15 protein-coding genes are annotated in these 16,118 nt (G+C 64.8%); 5 read left to right on the top strand and 10 right to left on the bottom strand.

What is annotated here, in order from left to right; all coding sequences use genetic code 11:
- Nucleotides 1-105: 105 nt before the first annotated feature.
- A complete protein-coding gene (locus ACSX1D_RS00800; protein WP_439860565.1) occupies nucleotides 106-441 on the bottom strand; it encodes a hypothetical protein in 336 nt (111 codons plus the stop codon).
- Between the two features lie 127 nt (nucleotides 442-568).
- Here ACSX1D_RS00800 and ACSX1D_RS00805 point away from each other — a divergent pair, with 127 nt between their 5' ends.
- Nucleotides 569-1,036, top strand: a complete 468-nt coding sequence (locus ACSX1D_RS00805) for an Lrp/AsnC family transcriptional regulator (RefSeq protein WP_439860566.1) — start codon at nucleotides 569-571, stop codon at nucleotides 1,034-1,036.
- A gap of 67 nt (nucleotides 1,037-1,103) precedes the next feature.
- Here the strand turns inward: ACSX1D_RS00805 and ACSX1D_RS00810 are convergent, their stop codons facing one another.
- Nucleotides 1,104-2,468 (bottom strand): CYTH domain-containing protein, encoded by a 1,365-nt coding sequence (locus ACSX1D_RS00810; RefSeq protein WP_439860567.1) that lies wholly within the window; start codon nucleotides 2,466-2,468, stop codon nucleotides 1,104-1,106.
- Nucleotides 2,469-2,581: 113 nt separating this feature from the next.
- On the opposite strand from ACSX1D_RS00810, the gene ACSX1D_RS00815 reads away from it, so the two are divergent.
- The 4 genes from ACSX1D_RS00815 to argA all read left to right on the top strand — a co-directional run bounded on the left by ACSX1D_RS00815 (nucleotide 2,582) and on the right by argA (nucleotide 7,234).
- Nucleotides 2,582-3,259 (top strand): TIGR00153 family protein, encoded by a 678-nt coding sequence (locus ACSX1D_RS00815; protein ID WP_439860568.1) that lies wholly within the window; start codon nucleotides 2,582-2,584, stop codon nucleotides 3,257-3,259.
- A gap of 38 nt (nucleotides 3,260-3,297) precedes the next feature.
- A complete protein-coding gene (locus ACSX1D_RS00820) occupies nucleotides 3,298-4,566 on the top strand; it encodes an inorganic phosphate transporter (RefSeq protein ID WP_439860569.1) in 1,269 nt (422 codons plus the stop codon).
- Between the two features lie 69 nt (nucleotides 4,567-4,635).
- Nucleotides 4,636-5,787 (top strand): acetylornithine deacetylase, encoded by a 1,152-nt coding sequence (argE, locus tag ACSX1D_RS00825; RefSeq protein WP_439860570.1) that lies wholly within the window; start codon nucleotides 4,636-4,638, stop codon nucleotides 5,785-5,787.
- A gap of 148 nt (nucleotides 5,788-5,935) precedes the next feature.
- Entirely contained in the window at nucleotides 5,936-7,234 is a 1,299-nt protein-coding gene (gene argA, locus ACSX1D_RS00830; protein ID WP_439860571.1) for an amino-acid N-acetyltransferase, read from the top strand.
- Nucleotides 7,235-7,384: 150 nt separating this feature from the next.
- On the opposite strand, the gene ACSX1D_RS00835 is transcribed toward argA, so the two are convergent.
- From ACSX1D_RS00835 to gshA, 8 genes are all read right to left on the bottom strand, one after another.
- Entirely contained in the window at nucleotides 7,385-9,190 is a 1,806-nt protein-coding gene (locus ACSX1D_RS00835; protein WP_439860572.1) for a hypothetical protein, read from the bottom strand.
- A complete protein-coding gene (locus tag ACSX1D_RS00840) occupies nucleotides 9,187-9,678 on the bottom strand; it encodes a DUF3304 domain-containing protein (protein ID WP_439860573.1) in 492 nt (163 codons plus the stop codon). Before ACSX1D_RS00840 ends, ACSX1D_RS00835 begins: the two co-directional genes overlap by 4 nt.
- The gene (locus ACSX1D_RS00845) at nucleotides 9,675-10,136 is read right to left on the bottom strand and encodes a DUF3304 domain-containing protein (protein WP_439860574.1); all 462 of its coding nucleotides are present in this window, start codon (nucleotides 10,134-10,136) and stop codon (nucleotides 9,675-9,677) included. Before ACSX1D_RS00845 ends, ACSX1D_RS00840 begins: the two co-directional genes overlap by 4 nt.
- The gene (locus ACSX1D_RS00850; RefSeq protein WP_439860575.1) at nucleotides 10,133-10,975 is read right to left on the bottom strand and encodes a DUF4123 domain-containing protein; all 843 of its coding nucleotides are present in this window, start codon (nucleotides 10,973-10,975) and stop codon (nucleotides 10,133-10,135) included. The genes ACSX1D_RS00845 and ACSX1D_RS00850 overlap by 4 nt, the downstream gene beginning before the upstream one ends.
- Nucleotides 10,972-13,035 carry a type VI secretion system tip protein TssI/VgrG gene (gene tssI, locus ACSX1D_RS00855; protein WP_439860576.1) on the bottom strand — a complete coding sequence of 688 codons (2,064 nt, stop codon included), beginning with the start codon at nucleotides 13,033-13,035 and terminating at the stop codon, nucleotides 10,972-10,974. The genes ACSX1D_RS00850 and tssI overlap by 4 nt, the downstream gene beginning before the upstream one ends.
- 175 nt (nucleotides 13,036-13,210) lie before the next feature.
- The gene (locus ACSX1D_RS00860) at nucleotides 13,211-13,729 is read right to left on the bottom strand and encodes an Hcp family type VI secretion system effector (RefSeq protein WP_108490538.1); all 519 of its coding nucleotides are present in this window, start codon (nucleotides 13,727-13,729) and stop codon (nucleotides 13,211-13,213) included.
- Between the two features lie 342 nt (nucleotides 13,730-14,071).
- Nucleotides 14,072-14,275, bottom strand: coding sequence for a ribosome modulation factor (gene rmf / locus ACSX1D_RS00865; RefSeq protein ID WP_208707938.1), 204 nt, complete (start codon nucleotides 14,273-14,275; stop codon nucleotides 14,072-14,074).
- A 111-nt stretch (nucleotides 14,276-14,386) separates the two neighbouring features.
- On the bottom strand, nucleotides 14,387-15,967 hold the full coding sequence (gene gshA, locus ACSX1D_RS00870) for a glutamate--cysteine ligase (RefSeq protein WP_439860577.1): 1,581 nt from the start codon (nucleotides 15,965-15,967) through the stop codon (nucleotides 14,387-14,389).
- Nucleotides 15,968-16,118 lie beyond the last annotated feature (151 nt).

A 16,118-nucleotide genomic window follows, 5' to 3' on the forward strand; every position in this document is an offset into this window, starting at 1 on the left:
CGGTAGCGCGGCCTGGGGTCAAGCATAGCCAGGGGGGCGTCTTCCGTGGCTAGCGCTAGGATGCCCGAAAACCCCTGCTGGAGCGAAGTGCTGCGACGTGACCCATTACCCAGTGCGAGCGGCACCCGGCGCCAGGCTGTGATCCAGGTGTCGCCAGTCGACCTGCCAGACGCAGACCAGGCCGCGCAGCTTGTTCGCCAGCACCCCGGCGCGGTGCAGCGACAGGCCCGGCAGCCGTAGCTGAACATGCAGGTCGCCGTCCTGCTGGTGTGCCTGCAGGTGTTGGGGCAGCAGCTGCAACTGGGCGAACAGGCCGAGCAGGCGGCACAGCACGTCGGCGTCGGCCTCGGTGCGCAGCCGGTATTCGACGCTGTGCTCGGGGCGCTCCTGCCAGGGATCGCGGCGGTTGCAGGGGGTGGGCAAGGGCGTGGTGTCGGGCATGGCGGTATCTCGGGGCGACTTTTTCCCAGTTTCATTCTTTCCGGAGCAAAAGTTCTGCCTGGTTTTCTGTCGTGCTGGGTCATTTGTGGATAGTCTTGCCGGATACTGTCGATCTAGAGGAAATTTTATGTCCGTTACCCTGGATGCCTACGATCGGCGCATTCTCGCCCTGCTGCAGGAGGATGCCGGGCTTTCCACCGCCGAGATCGCCGAACGCGTCGGGCTGTCGCAATCGCCCTGCTGGCGGCGCATTCAACGGCTCAAGGAGGAAGGGGTGATCCGCCGCCAGGTGACCCTGCTCGAGCGCAAGAAGGTCGGCCTCAACGCCCAGGTGTTCGCCCAGGTCAAGCTCAACGCCCACGGCCGTTCCAACCTCACCGAGTTCGCCGCGGCCATGGATGGGTTTCCCGAGGTGCTGGAGTGTCACGTGCTGATGGGGTCGATGGACTTCATGCTGCGCATCGTCACTCGCGATATCGAGGCCTACGAGCGTTTCTTCTTCGAGAAGCTGTCACTGCTGCCGGGGATCCAGGAGGTCAACTCCATCGTCGCCCTGTCGGAGATCAAGTCCACCACCAGCCTGCCCCTGGGCTAGGGGCAGCAGGGGGCGGCGCCCCCTTGTGGGAGGGCGTCGGCTGGCGTCTGGGGGCCGCGTGCGGGGGCTACCTGACCAGCGTCTTCCAGGCCTTCAGGCTTTGCAGGATCTGCGCCTGGCTGGCGCGCAGCTGGCGCTGCTCCTCGTCCAGCGGCTGCAGGGCCAGCAGCTGGTACTTGTTCAACTCGCCGTACAGGCGGTCGACCTCCGGTATCTCGAGCAGGCCCCTGGCCAGGCGCAGCCAGACGAGCAGGCGCTCGATGCGCGGCAGCTGCTCGCCGAGGTCTTCCGGCTGTTGCTGGTAGCGCTTGAGTTGCAGGGCGGCGCCTTCCTCGGCGAGCAGGGTCGGCAGCCAGTTGCCCAGCGGGGCGGCGCCTTGGCGGTTGCCGCGGTTGTTGCGCTCGGCGGTCCAGCTGCGGGCCAGCAGCCAGCGCGAGGCGTGCAGGGAAAACTGGCCCCAGCGGGTGTCGTCCAGTTCGCCTGCGAACTGCCCCGGGGCGTTGTGCCGCACGGCCTCGTCGTGCTGGCCGGCCTGAACGCGTGGGCGCCAGTCGTTCAGCAGGGCGTCGAGACGCTGGCGCAGCTCGCTGCTGCTGGCCCGCGGCGCCGCCTGACCAAGGCTGCCGAGCAGCGCGCGCAGGTCGACCAGCTGCTCCAGCCAGTCCACCAGCAGGCGCCAGTGGCCGTTGAAGCGGTACTGTTCGGCCAGGCGCTGGCTGCTGCCCAGCAGGTGCCAGGCCAGGGCGGCGAAGCCGTCGTCCAGGCTGGTTTCTGCCGTCAGTTGCGGCGCCGGCAGGCTGAGGGCGTAGCTGCCGGCATCGAACAGCCGATAGCCGCGCTCGGCCTTGCTGATGTCGCACGGCATCAAGGGCAGGTCGGCCGCCAGCTCGGCGGCCAGCTCCAGCAGTGCGCCGGGCTCGCCCTGGCGCAGCTCCAGTTCCAGTTCGCAGATTTCCTCCTGCTGGTCGCTGGCGACGACTTGGCCGAGGTCCAGCGCCGCCTCGATCACCACCTTGGCCTTGCCTCGGCCCCAGGCGATCTCGGCGCGCTGGCGGACGAAGTCGGTGGTGAACAGCGGCTTGAGCTGCTGCTTGTCGAGTTCGGCCAGGCTTGCCGGCCAGCAGCTGTCGTCGAGCTTATTCAGGTCCAGCTTGGCCTTGCCCAGGGACCAGTCCCACTCGTTGCGCTCGGACAGCCCGGCGATGCTCTGACCGCGGGTCTTCAGGGTCTGGATGAACTGTTCGCCGTCGCGACGCAGGCGCAGCGCGACCTTGGCCTGGGCCAGGTCGCGCTCGGGGGTGTCGAAATACTGGTTGAACAGCTCGCGCCGTTCCCAGCCGCTCTTGTTGCGCTTCTTCAGCAACGGGTGTTCGCGCAGGGCGGCCAGGGTGTCGCGGCTGACCCGCAGTTTGATTTCGGTTTCTTTGACCATGGTGGGAAACTTAAGCGCCTACTATGAAATTGTGACGGTGCGATGACGTGCGATGGCGGGCACCGGGAACGATCCGTATACTTGCCGCCTTTGGAAAAACCAGGGTTCACCCTATGCCAGTCAATCCCTTTGTCAGCCTGTTTGGTCGTTCGCCGATCGGACCGATGCAGCAGCACATTGCCAAGGCCCACGAGTGCGCGGCGAATCTCGTACCCTTTTTCGAGGCCGTGATGGCCGAGGACTGGGCCAAGGTGGAGCAAGTGCAACAGGAGATGTCGCGCCTGGAGCACGAGGCCGACAAGCTCAAGAAAAGCGTGCGCCTGCACCTGCCCAAGAGCCTGTTCCTGCCAGTACCGCGCTCGGATCTGCTCGAACTGCTGAGTGTACAGGACAAAGTCGCCAACCGCGCCAAGGACATCGCCGGGTTGGTGCTGGGCCGCGAGATGATGATTCCTCAGGCTCTGCAGCCGATCATGCGCAGCTACGTGCAGCGCACCGTGGATGCCAGCGCCCAGGCGCTGAAGGCCATGAACGAGCTGGACGAGTTGCTGGAAACCGGCTTCGCCGGTCGTGAGGCGGTGCTGGTGGAAACCTTGATCGAGGAGCTGGGTGTCATCGAACAGGACACCGACAACCTGCAGATCGACGTGCGCCGCCAACTGTTCAAGCTGGAGAAGGAGCTTCCGCCGGTCGATGTGATGTTTCTCTATCAGATCATCGACTGGATCGGCGATGTAGCCGACCGTGCCCAACGAGTGGGCAACCGACTGGAACAACTGCTGGCGCGCTAAGCGCCAGTGTCCTTTCTGGGATCAACGGAATCTAAATTATGTCTCTGATTGCGGACTACGGCCTCGTACTCCTGTTGCTCGCCTGCCTGTTCGGCTTCTTCATGGCCTGGGGCGTGGGCGCCAACGATGTCGCCAACGCCATGGGCACTTCGGTCGGCTCCCGGGCGCTGACCATCAAGCAGGCGATTCTCATCGCCATGGTCTTCGAGTTCTGCGGCGCCTACCTGGCCGGTGGCCAGGTCACCGAAACGATCAAGAGCGGCATCGTCGACGCATCGATAATCAGCCCCGAGCTGATGGTGCTGGGCATGATGTCGGCGCTGCTGGCGGCCGGTACCTGGCTGCTGGTGGCCTCGACCCGCGGCTGGCCGGTCTCGACCACCCACTCCATCGTCGGTGCGGTGATCGGCTTCGCCGCCTTCGGCGTGTCCATGGACGCGGTGCACTGGAGCAAGGTCGGGCCGATCGTCGCCAGCTGGGTGGTCTCCCCGGTACTGTCCGGCGTGGTGGCGTTCGGCGTGTTCGTCAGCGTGCAGAAGTTGATCATCGACACCGACAAGCCCTTCCTCAATGCCAAGCGCTATGTCCCGGTGTACATGTTCCTCACCGGTTTCATGGTGTCGATCATGACCGTGACCAAGGGCCTCAAGCACATCGGCCTGAACCTGTCCGCCGGCGAGGGCTTCTTCATGTCGCTGGCCGTCGGCGTCGCGGTGATGCTGCTCGGTATCGCCCTGCTCAGCCGGATCAAGATCGACATCGAGGCCGACAAGGGCTTCCATTACGCCAGCGTGGAGAAGGTCTTCGCCGTGCTGATGATCTTCACCGCCTGCTCCATGGCCTTCGCCCACGGCTCCAACGACGTGGCCAACGCGGTCGGCCCGCTGGCGGCCATCGTCGGGGTGATCCAGTCCGGCGGCGAGGCGGTCGGTGCCAAGGCGGCCCTGCCGAGCTGGGTGCTGCTGCTCGGCGCCATCGGTATCGTCATCGGCCTGGCCACCTACGGCTACAAGGTGATCGCCACCATCGGCAAGGAAATCACCGAGCTGACCCCGAGCCGCGGTTTTGCCGCCGAGCTGGCCACCGCCACCACCGTGGTTGGCGCCTCGGCCATCGGTCTGCCGGTGTCCACCACCCACACCCTGGTCGGTGCGGTGCTGGGCGTCGGTATCGCCCGCGGCATCGGCGCGCTGAACCTGGGTGTGATCGGCAAGATCTTCATGTCCTGGATCATCACCCTGCCGGTCGGCGCGGTGCTGTCGATCCTGTTCTTCCTGATCCTGCGCGCCATCTTCGGCGGCGTCTGATCGGACTCGGCGGTTTCATCTGTGCTGGCGATGGTCCTATGATGGGAGCATCGCCAGCGGAGACCGTCGATGACCCTGCCTTCCTTCAAAGAGCAATTCGCCGCGCTGATCGCCGCGCCCTCGGTGAGCTGCACCCAGGCGCAGTGGGACCAGTCCAATCGCCCGGTGATCGAGTTGCTGTCCAGCTGGCTCGGTGACCTCGGCTTCGCCTGCGAAGTGCAGGAAGTCGAGCCCGGCAAGTTCAACCTGCTGGCCAGTTACGGCAGCGGCGCGGGCGGCCTGGTGCTGGCCGGGCACAGCGACACCGTGCCCTTCGACGCCGAGCTGTGGCAGACCGATCCGCTCAAGCTGACGGAAGCCGATGGCCGCTGGTTCGGCCTCGGCAGCTGCGACATGAAGGGCTTCTTCGCCCTGATCATCGAGGCCGTGCAGCCCCTGCTGACCCAGCGCTTCCAGCAGCCGCTGCTGATTCTCGCCACCTGCGACGAGGAGAGTTCGATGTCCGGCGCCCGCGCCCTGGCCGAGGCTGGCCGGCCGCTGGGCCGCGCCGCGGTGATCGGCGAGCCGACTGGCCTGCGGCCGATCCGCCTGCACAAGGGCATCATGATGGAGCGCATCGACATCCTCGGGCAAAGCGGCCACTCCTCCGACCCTAGCCTCGGCCACAGCGCCCTGGAGGCGATGCACGGGGTGATGGGCGAGCTCATGCAGCTGCGCCGCGACTGGCAGCGCCAGTATTGCAACCCGCAGTTCAGCGTGCCGCAGCCGACCCTCAACCTTGGCTGCATCCACGGCGGTGACAACCCCAACCGCATCTGCGGCCAGTGCTCCCTGGAGTTCGACCTGCGGCCGCTGCCGGGCATGCAGCCGGAGGCGCTGCGCGCGGCGATTCGGCAGAAGCTGCAGCCGCTGGCCGAGCGCCATCAGGTGAAGATCGATTTCGCCCCGCTGTTCCCCAGCGTGCCACCCTTCGAGCAGGCCGCCGATGCCGAACTGGTGCGCCTGGCCGAGCGGTTGACCGGCCATCCGGCGACCGCGGTGGCGTTCGCCACCGAAGCGCCTTATCTTCAACAGCTCGGCTGCCAGACCCTGGTGCTTGGCCCGGGAGACATCGACTGCGCGCACCAGCCCAACGAATACCTGGAGATGTCACGCATCGAGCCGAGCGTGCGTCTGCTGCGTGAACTGATCCAACACTACTGCCTGAGCCCGGCCCCTTGAGCCCGGCCCCGACTCTTGCCAGCGGAAGGAGAGAACGCGTGATGCTGCCCCAACTGCGACGATAAAGCGGGTGCCGCTGGCTGCTTCACCGGGCGCGTGCCGCGCTCCGTTCATGCGTTCCTTTCTCGGCTTACAGGTTTCCTCAGCAATGCACGACTACGTCAACTGGCTCCGCCACGCCTCGCCCTATATCAACGCCCACCGCGACTGCACCTTCGTGGTGATGCTGCCGGGCGATGGCGTCGCCCATCCGAACTTCGGCAATATCGTCCACGACCTGGTGCTGCTGCACAGCCTCGGCGTGCGCCTGGTGCTGGTGCATGGTTCGCGCCCGCAGATCGAGGCGCGCCTGGCCGCGCGTGGCCTGACTCCGCACTTTCACCGCGATCTGCGGGTCACCGACGGGGCCACCCTGGAGTGCGTGATCGACGCGGTCGGCCAGTTGCGCATCGCCATCGAGGCGCGCCTGTCGATGGACATGGCCGCCTCGCCCATGCATGGCGCCCGGCTGCGGGTGGCCAGTGGCAATTTCGTCACCGCCCGGCCCATCGGCGTGGTCGATGGCATCGACTACCACCACACCGGCGAGGTGCGCCGCATCGACCGCAAGGGCATCGGCCGCCTGCTCGACGAGCGCAGCATCGTGCTGCTGTCCTCGCTCGGCTATTCGCCGACCGGGGAGATCTTCAACGTGGCCTGCGAGGATGTGGCCACCCGCGCCGCCATCGACCTGGGCGCCGACAAGCTGCTGCTGTTCAGCCCCGAGCGCGGCCTGCTCGACGAACAGGGCAAGCTGGTGCGTGAACTGCGCCCGCAGCAGGTGCCGGCCTACCTGGCGCGCCTGGGCAACAGCTACCAGGCCGAGCTGCTCGATGCCGCCGCCCAGGCCTGCCGCGGTGGGGTCAAGCGCGCGCACATCGTCGGCTATGCCGACGACGGCTCGCTGCTCACCGAGCTGTTCACCCGCGACGGCGGCGGCACCCTGGTCGACCAGGAACAGTTCGAATCGCTGCGCGAGGCGACCATCGAGGACGTCGGCGGGCTGATCGAGCTGATCAGCCCGCTGGAAGAGCAGGGCATCCTAGTGCGCCGCTCGCGCGAGGTGCTGGAGCGGGAGATCGAGCAGTTCAGCATCGTCGAGCGCGACGGCATGATCATCGCCTGCGCCGCCCTGTACCAGATCGCCGACTCGGATTTCGGCGAACTGGCCTGCCTGGCGGTCAACCCGTCCTACCGCCACGGCGGTCGCGGCGACGAACTGCTCGAACGTATCGAGGAACGCGCCCGCGCCCAGGGCATCAAGACCCTGTTCGTCCTCACCACCCGTACCGCCCACTGGTTCCGCGAACGCGGCTTCGTGCCCAGCAGCGTCGACCGCCTGCCGGCGGCGCGCGCCTCGCTGTACAACTTCCAGCGCAATTCGCAGGTGTTCGAGAAGGCGTTGTAGTCGAGCGGGGCCGCTTAAGCTCTAGCCGCGGCACGTCCAGCCCGCACTCGCGTTCAAGGTCGATCAGACGGGTGGTGGTGCCGTCGACTTTGGGCTTGCTGGTTAGAAGGTGAGGGGGCGGTTAGCCCGGCCGTCCCTTGCTTGCCAGGCTTAACTGGGTAAATCAAACCCTCGAATGTCGAAGAAGTTTTGCCCCCCCAGTTGGGTCAATGAGCGCTGGGCCGCACCCACTGCGAGGCGGTCGTGGACAAAGTGACCAAATAGCCGATGCAAGGGCTCGCTCACCGCTTTTGGCCGTTCGTCGAACCATTCCGAAAGCAATACCACCCATAGATCTGCCTGCTCCCGTGTCCCGGCGGCGCGCCAGCCTCGAACGGGGTTTCTCAGCGCTGAGCGCATACCTGTAGCTTCTTCGTTGACCTCTTCCAGCCAGCCCAGGTCGGTGCGCAACGCCTCGCTTTCCTGGTGGAGTGCCTGCAGGCGCTGTTCGCGGGCTTGACGCTGTGCGGTGCTTTCTCGAGAGATACCGAGCATGCCCGTGATACTGCCGAGCGCGCTGGCATGCAGCCGATCTTCCTCTTCACTGAGTTGCCGCATGCGTTCCTGGTAAGGGTTCCAGAGCGCGGCGAGCCAGCGAATGTACAGGCGCATATGGGCGGTAAACAGCTGCTGCTCCCGGCGCATCGGGGCGCCACCGTAAAGGGGCTTGAATGCCTTGAGCTCGGCGATGCTGGTTTGTGCCTCGCGCTCATAGTGCCGGCTTAGCCCTTTGGCACTGGCTTGCTCGAAGTGGTCGTTGAAAATAAAGAGCTCGGCCGTATCCGCATCTTTCTCGTACAGCTGATCGAGCTCCGGAAATGGCGCACCCGCCCGGCGGGCCGCGCGGTACATCTCATGCAGGCTTACCAGCGCCAGTTCGGCGCTGGGTTTCTGTTCTCCCGGGAGCAGGCTGCCCCCGACATCCTCACTCACGCCGGGCACCCACTTTTCCCGCCAGTGCGCCTTGTCACTGCCGAGCAACCGCGCGCGACGGTAGAAGCGCCGCTCATGGGCGGCCACCAGATGCAGGGCCTGCTTCACTCGGTCGGGTAACGGCCCGCCATCGTCCAGCACGGTACGCAGGGGCAGCGGCAGGTAGGGGAAATCCAGATGGCTGCGATCAACGCCGTCGAACAGGCCGGCAAACAGAATGCTCAGCCCTTTACCCTGGTAGCGATACGACCCAGCGGCGGGTTGTGGCTCGCGGCTGAGCAGTTCGTGCAGAAAGGCCCGCGCCAGCGTGGCCCCGTAGTCGAAGCCGTATACGGTCAGCTCGATATGCTTGAGCGGGGCCCGATCGCGTTGTGCTTCGATCTCACGAATCTCCCCGTTCAGGAAGTCAATAGCGCCTTGAATACGCGTATCAGCACCAGTTTTCAGCAATTCGGCCGCGAATCGGTTATCGCGCACCGGCGCCAGGGCTTCGAGGCTGGCGTCGATCACCGCGCCTTTAAGCAGCCCCGCTAGCTTGAGCGGGTTATGCAACAAGGCTTTAAGGTTGTGGCTGATGCGCTCCCACCAGTTGCGCCTGGGGTCGAGCGCGTCCTTGGCTGTCTCTAGTGCTTGCTCCTTGGCCACATCGGCGGGTACATCGCTGGCCGTGTGACCGAAGCTGGTCAGGGCACTGTTGACGGTGACATTCAGCTCGGCAGAAAAGTCTTCGCCGAGGCCGGATGCATAGAACTTTCGATAACTGAAGAGAGCGCCATCTTCACCGTAATCGGCATGAACCATATAGAGCTTGCCGATATTGCTGACCCGGCCGGTCTGCATGTCCTTGAGGCGATGGCGACCGAAGCCATCGAAAAAAAAGCCGACTCTAAGGGTATGTTCACAGTTTGTGACATGCGGGCCAGCTATCGAAGGGCGGCAGCGAGCGGCCATGGCGGCTGCCTGTTCGGTGGTGCTACTGCTCATGGGGTGTGAACCTCCTTGTCCGGCGCTTTCTTGAGCCCCTTGTAGGGGCTGCCTGGGGTGGGGCTCCAGAACAGACGCACCTGATCGCCGGGGAAGAAGTGCACGTGCAGATACTTGTCCTGGCGTGAACGCAGCGGGTTAGGCACCTGCCGCGTAATGGTTTCTTTCTTCACGCCTTTGCGCAATTGTTTACCAGTGCGACCTTTGATCCATTGAACGGTTAGCACTTCGCCCTCGATACGAGAGCAACAAGTAACACCGCCACCACCATAGGCGGAGGCATTGCCACCCCAGGCCTCGTTGACGAAGTAGCTGAAAATGGGGCGATCCGTATGGTTATGCACATACAGCATGGCGCCAGGCATTCGGGTATAGGCCCAGGCCACATAGCTGAGTACCAACAGGGCCATAAGCCCCAAGTTGAGCAGGGATTTAACGAATGCCGGCAGGGCCTGCCAGCGCTTGAACAACGAGTTGGCTGGCTTCATTTTTGAACCTCCTTGTCCGGCGCTTCCTTGAGCCCCTTGTAGGGGCTGCCTGGGGTGGGGCTCCAGAACAGGCGCACCTGATCGCCGGGGAAGAAGTGCACGTGTAGATACTTGTCCTGGCGACTGCGTGGTGGATTGGGCAGCTCCTGCGTGATGGTTTCCTCACGGAGACCCTCTTCATGCTGGTCTTGAGTGATGCTTTTGATCCATTGCACTGTCAGCACATCGCCCTCTATGCGCGAGCAACAAGTAGCACCGCCACCGCCATAGGCGGAGGCATTGCCGCCCCAGGCCTCGTTAACGAAGTAGCTGAAAATGGGGCGATCCGTATGGTTATGCACATACAGCATGGCGCCAGGCATCCGGGTATAGGCCCAGGCCACATAGCTGAGCGCCAGCAGGGGCAAAAGCGCCAGGCTCAATCGGCTTTTGTGCTGCGATATTTCTCGCCAGTTCATCCTTGTTCATCCAGCTCGAGTTGGACGTGGGCCAGTGCCTGGCCCTCATGCTCGACCCGGTGCCGCATGGTGGGCCAATTCGGGTTCTGGCTGATCGATTTACCGCTTAGCAGGCTGTACAGCGCATGGAAATATTGGTCTTGGTCCCGGGTCAGGCCGGCCTCTCGCGCCTGCGACAGTGCGTGGCCGGCCTGGTTCAGCCGCTCTCCATGGCATTCGCTGGCAAAGACCTCAGGGGCGTGGCTCTGCAGTTCGGCGACCAAGGCCTGCGCATGCGGGTCGGTGCCCAGCTCATCCACAAGCCGCTGGTCGAGCTCAATGGGCTGATACGGCGGCACGCCGCTCTGCGCCATCCCGTGCAGACGCTGCCAGCCTTCAGTGGTGGGCAACCACCAATGGACGATGGGGCCGAACAGCCATGTGTGCCAGGGCTGCTCCTGTCGCGCGTGCAGTTTAGGCAGCACGTTGTGGGCATAGCTGCGGATCAGCAGTGCCTCGCCGTCAACGTTGCGGCAGGCCAGGGCATCTCCGAGGTGCTTTTGCAGCTCCAGTATGCTCAGCCGGCTGCTCAACCAGCCATGCTGGGCACTGCGAGTAAGCTGCTCATGGTGCTGTATGTGCGTGGTAAAGGGCTGGGCGCTCAGTTCGACAAGGGCTGGCCCTTCGGTGCTCAAATGGGCCACCTCCGCCTGCTGCAGCAAGGGCCAGACCGCGTGCTCGGTAAAAAGCCCCAGGCGAAGCTCTGGAGACAGCAGTCCAAGCTCTACCACCAGTGCCAAGGTATGGCCGTTGGCTAGTGCCGCTTCCCAGTCGGCGCGGGCGAGGTCCTGAACACTCATGCGGAGGCTCCTGCAAGGGTCGCGCTACCCTCGCGCATGGCCTTGCGTAGACAGTCGAGGCATATGCCCTTGGGCGGAGCCAGCCTCAGGCCGGCTTCGGTTTTGTCCAGCAAGTTCCCGGCTTGGTCGCTATCCGCCGCCTTGACCTTGCCTGGCAGTATTGGCGCTGCCCCCGAGCCGCTGCCCGGCCCGCCGCCGGAGTTGATCTTGATCACCGGCCCGACCAGGGTGATGCCGCCGGCATCCAGCTTGATAAAGCTGCCGGCGGCCTTGAAGGTCAGTTCGCTGCCGGCTTCGAGCACCACTTTCTGGCCGCTGGACAGGTGGATCTCTTGGCCGGCGCTGATGAACTGGCCGGTGCCGATCTTGATGTGCTGGTTGTTGCCGACGCTGAGGTGGTCGTTGGCCTTGATCTCGCTCTTGCGGTCGGCGTGGGTGGTGCGGTGTTCTTCGGCTTTGAACTCGCTGTAGCTGTTGGCCTCGACGGTGTCGTGGCGCTCAGAGCCGATGCGGATCTTCTGGTCGTGCTCGATGTTCTCGTCCCAGTCGCGCTGGGCGTGGATGTAGATCTGTTCCTGGCCCTTGCGGTCCTCGATGCGCAGTTCGTTGTAGCCGCCTCCGCCGGGGCTGCTCAGGGTCTTGAATACCGTGCGGGTCTTGTTGGCTGGCAGGTCGTAGGGCACCACATGTTCCTTGTGGTACAGGCAGCCGGTCACCAGCGGCTGGTCGGGGTCGCCTTCGAGGAAGGTGATCAGCACCTCCATGCCGATGCGCGGGATGGCGATGCCGCCGTAGCGGTCGCCGGCCCAGCTGCTGGACACGCGCAGCCAGCAGCTGGTCTTGTCGTCGGCCTGGCCCTCGCGGTCCCAATGGAACTGAACCCTGATTCGGCCGTACTGGTCGCAGTGGATCTCCTCGCCCGCCGGGCCGGTGACCACGGCGCTCTGGCTACCGAGGATGCGCGGCTTGGGGTGGCTCACGCGCGGGCGGTAGGGCACGGTCCAGGGCGTGGCGCTGAAGCGGTTGCGGTAGCCCTGTTGGAAACCGTCGGCCTTATCGGTGTGGCTGGTCACGGCCTCTTCCAGCACCTGAGGCTGCTTGCCCTCGTGGTGCACTTCGGTGAGCAGCCAGAGGTCGTTCCAGCTGGGCCGTGGGTGGTCGGTGAAGGCCAGGAAGTGGCCGCTGACCAGCAGGCTCTGATCGCTCTCGCCCTCGGCCAGTTCGAAGTCGTGGCGGTGGCGTTCCAGGGCGCGCTGGCTGAGGTGCTTGCCGCGCTCACGCTCGACGAAGCGGCCGGGGTAGTCGTAGTCCTCGAGGTCGGGCACGAACGCACTATTGGCGCCGGCCTCGAGCAGCAGCTTGGGCTTCTCGAAGTCGTAGTCGCGGCGAGTCACCCGACTCGTGCGGGTTTCCACGCGCACGCCGAAACGCTTGATCACCGGTTCGTCGGCCACCAGGCCGCTGTCCTGCTGGTAGGCGGTGGGGGCCAGTTTGGGGAAGGGCGTCTGGTCGTCGCCGAAGACCAGTACATGCCCGTCTGTGCTGTGCTGGAAGTGGTAGTGGATACCTTCCTCCTCGCACAGGCGCTGGACGAAGTGCAGGTCGGACTCGTCGTACTGCACGCAGTACTCGCGCTCGGGGTACACCGAGCCGAGTTGGAAGCGGTAGGCATTGGCCTGGATGCCGTGTTCCTCGAGCACCTGGCCGATGATATTCACAACCGAAAGGTGCTGGAAGATGCGCTGGTTGATGCGATGGGCCAGGTAGGCCAGTTGCGGGCGCAGGCTGAGGTGGTAGCGGGTCAGGCGCTTGCCGGACTCGCCCTGGGCGATGCGATAGATGTTCCCGTGGATGCCGTTGCCGGTCGGCGACAGGGCGAGGAAGGCCGGCCGATGCAGCAGGGCTTCCAGGTCGAGGTCGGGGCGTTCGCTGACCAGTTCCACCTCGAACTCGAAGGGCTGGTTGAGCGCCTCGCGGCCGCTGAACGCGAGGACCTGGAAATCGTGGGCCACGCCCGCGATCTCCAGGCTGAAATGGGTCTGGTTGGCCTGGGCGAACATCCGTTGTTCCTCTTCCATCGTTCCATGAGCCGCGTCAGTACGCGCAGCGCCGCCGTTATAACCCAGGCGCTGCCAGGTGAACGTGCGGACTCGACTTTTTCGCGGATTTCCTTGCTGCTGAAACACCTCGGCCAGGACGATGCCTGGCCGAGGTCAGCATTACCGCACGATCACCTTAGGCGGAGATCGGGGTACGCCAGTCGTCGGAGCCGGAAGTGCCGGAGACTTCATGGGTCCAGACGATCTTGCGGTAGGTGAAGTAGACGTCTTCCAGGTGAGTGAAGTGGGACATGTTCGGGTCCTGGCAGTTCGGCATGCGCGACTGCACGTCGACGATCACCGCGTCTTCCAGTTCGATGGTGAAGTAGTGCTCCTGGGTACCGGTGGAGGAGGTGCGGTACCACTCCAGGCGGCACTTGCTCAGACGCTCACCGGAGGTCAGGGAGTTGAAGATCAGCGGCGAGGACTTGTCGAACACCTTGGTGATCATCAGCGGCTTGTGCACGCGCTGGCCGGTCGGCTGGCCGGACTGCGGGTCACGCGGGATGATCACCTGGTGGTTGAAGGCTTGAACCAGAATCTGATCTTCGTGACCTTCCTGGAAAATGTTGCCGACCGAGTCCTCGGTGAAGGTGCCAGCGGTGATCAGACCTTGTTTGGTGCCTTCGAGGGACAGATACGCGGGTGTTGGCATGAGTGCTCTCCTTGCCTGGTTCATGGATCCAGTTGATCCGGGAGCCGGGTCTATAGCGAGTACCGTGCCATCAATTAAAAATCATTTAAAAACAATTACTTGCGATATCTGTTCGATTGCCTTGCCAGGCTGTTGCGAAGGGCGTCACGAAATATTGCGCAGAGTCTGGCGCAGGCCTGCGCAGGAGCTTGCGCAGTACCGCTAAGGGGCAGCCAGGGCAGGCGCTCGGCGGGCTTATCCACAGTCTTGTGTGAGGTGGGGTGCGCAATAAATTGCGCACTCGGCGACAGCGCGGGGGGCTGTAGGTCTGCAGCTTGATGGGCCAGGGCGAGCGGCGTTGGTTCAGGCGCTCTTCTGCTGGCGCAGCAGTTGGCCGTGGCCGTCATCCCAGCCGGCCTCCCAGGCAGCGCTGGGAACTTCCGCGGTATAGGGCAGGTTGCTGGTGGGTTGGCCGGTCAGGCCGGCCATGTAGCCCTGCTGGTAAGCCTTGTTCAGGCTCTCCAGGCTCCACTGGCGGTCATCGTCGGGTTGGGCGTCGGACGCCATGGGCACAGCTCGCGTTACGTTCACTGTGCCCATGCTAGCCGCGCCGGCCGGTGATTACCGGGCCGCCGGTCCCGGTTTTGACGCCGCTGGCGGTTTTTGTGAGCGGATCGACTAAACCGCCAGGGCCAGGATGCTGGCCTGGTAGGCCGCGGCGAAGCTGTCGAAGTCGCCTTCTTCCTGGGCCTCCAGCTCCGCCTGGTCGCGTAGCGATCGGGCGGTTGCCGCCTCCAGTGCGGCCTGTTGCTCGGCGCTCAGCGGCTGGCTGCGGAAGTACTCGGCGTGCTGCTTGCTCTGGCGCAGGGCGAACTGGGTGAAGCTTTCGCCCTGCTGCAGCTGGGCCAGCACCTGGGCCGAGGGCGTCAGGCTGGTGTCGGCGACCTTGGCGCGCTGCGCCTGCAGGGCCTGTTCATGGGCGTCGCCGCCCAGGTTGCGGTCGAGCAGTTCGGCCAGTGGCTGGATCTGCGCGAGCAGTTCCTCGGCCCATTGCTGCAGGGCCACCGGTTGGCCCTGGCGCTGCAGCTGCAGGCCGGGACGACGACCCTCCTTGACCACCGAAAGGAAGTTGTCGGTGCAGGCGTGGCACTCGTCACTCTCCAGCAGCGGGCTGTCCTGCAGGGCGCAGAACAGCAGGAAGGCGTCGAGGAAGCGCGCTTCGTTCAGGTCGATACCCAGGGGCAGGAAGGGGTTGATATCCAGGCAGCGCACCTCGACGTACTGCACGCCGCGAGCCATCAGCGCCTGGATCGGCCGTTCGCCGCTGGCGGTGACGCGCTTGGGGCGGATATTCGAGTAGTACTCGTTCTCGATCTGCAGGATGTTGGTGTTGAGCTGCTGCCACTCGCCATCCTTGTGGGTGCCGGCTTCGACGTAGGCGGGGTAGGGCGTGGCGACCGCCTGGCGCAGGCTGTCGATATAGCTGCCGAGGTCGTTGTAGCAGGGCGTCAGGCCGGCCTGGGCGTTGCTCTGGTAGCCCAGGTCGCTCATGCGCAGGCTGGTGGCGTAGGGCAGGTACAGGGTGTCGGCGTCGAGCTGCTGCAGGCCATGGGGGCGGCCGCGCATGAAGCCGGCGTCCAGCGCCGGCGAGGCGCCGAACAGGTACATCAGCAGCCAGCTGTAGCGGCGGAAATTGCGGATCAGGCCGATGTAGCGCGCCGACTGGTAGTCGCGCGGGCTGCGCGGGTCGCCTTCGGCTTCCTGCAGCACGGCCCACAGCCGGTCTGGCAGGGAGAAGTTGTAGTGGATGCCGGCGATGCACTGCATGGTCTTGCCGTAACGCAGCGCCAGGCCCTTGCGGTACACGTACTTGAGCCGACCGATATTCGAGTCGCCGTAGCGGGCGATCGGGATCGTCTCCTCGTCCGGCAGGGCGCAGGGCATCGACGGGCTCCACAGGTATTCGCCGTCGAGCTTGCTGTAGGCGTAGCGGTGGATCTGTTCGAGGTCGGCCAGGGTGGTGGCCGGGTCGGGCTCGGCCGGGGTGATGAACTCCAGCAGCGCCTCGGAGTAGTCGGTGGTGATCTGCGGGTGGGTCAGTGCCGAGCCCAGTTTCTGCGGGTGCGGAGTCAACGCCAGCTGGCCGTCACTGTCGACGCGCAGGCATTCGCGCTCGATGCCGTGCAAGCACTGGGAAAGCAGGGAGAGGTTGGCGCGCTCGCCGAGCAGGGCCAGGCGGCGGGAGAACAGTTCGCTCAAGATTGCATTCCTTCACGCGTCGATCGGCCCAATATGGGGGTGGAACGCTTGCTCTACAAGGGGGAATCGGTAATGGCGATTTGCGCCGTGGCCCGCCGCAGCGGACCGCCGTCTGCCTACCCTAGACCAGCCGGGACGGACGCAGTTATAC

The organism is Pseudomonas sp. MBLB4136, assembly GCF_051904765.1.
Lineage (GTDB): Bacteria > Pseudomonadota > Gammaproteobacteria > Pseudomonadales > Pseudomonadaceae > Aquipseudomonas.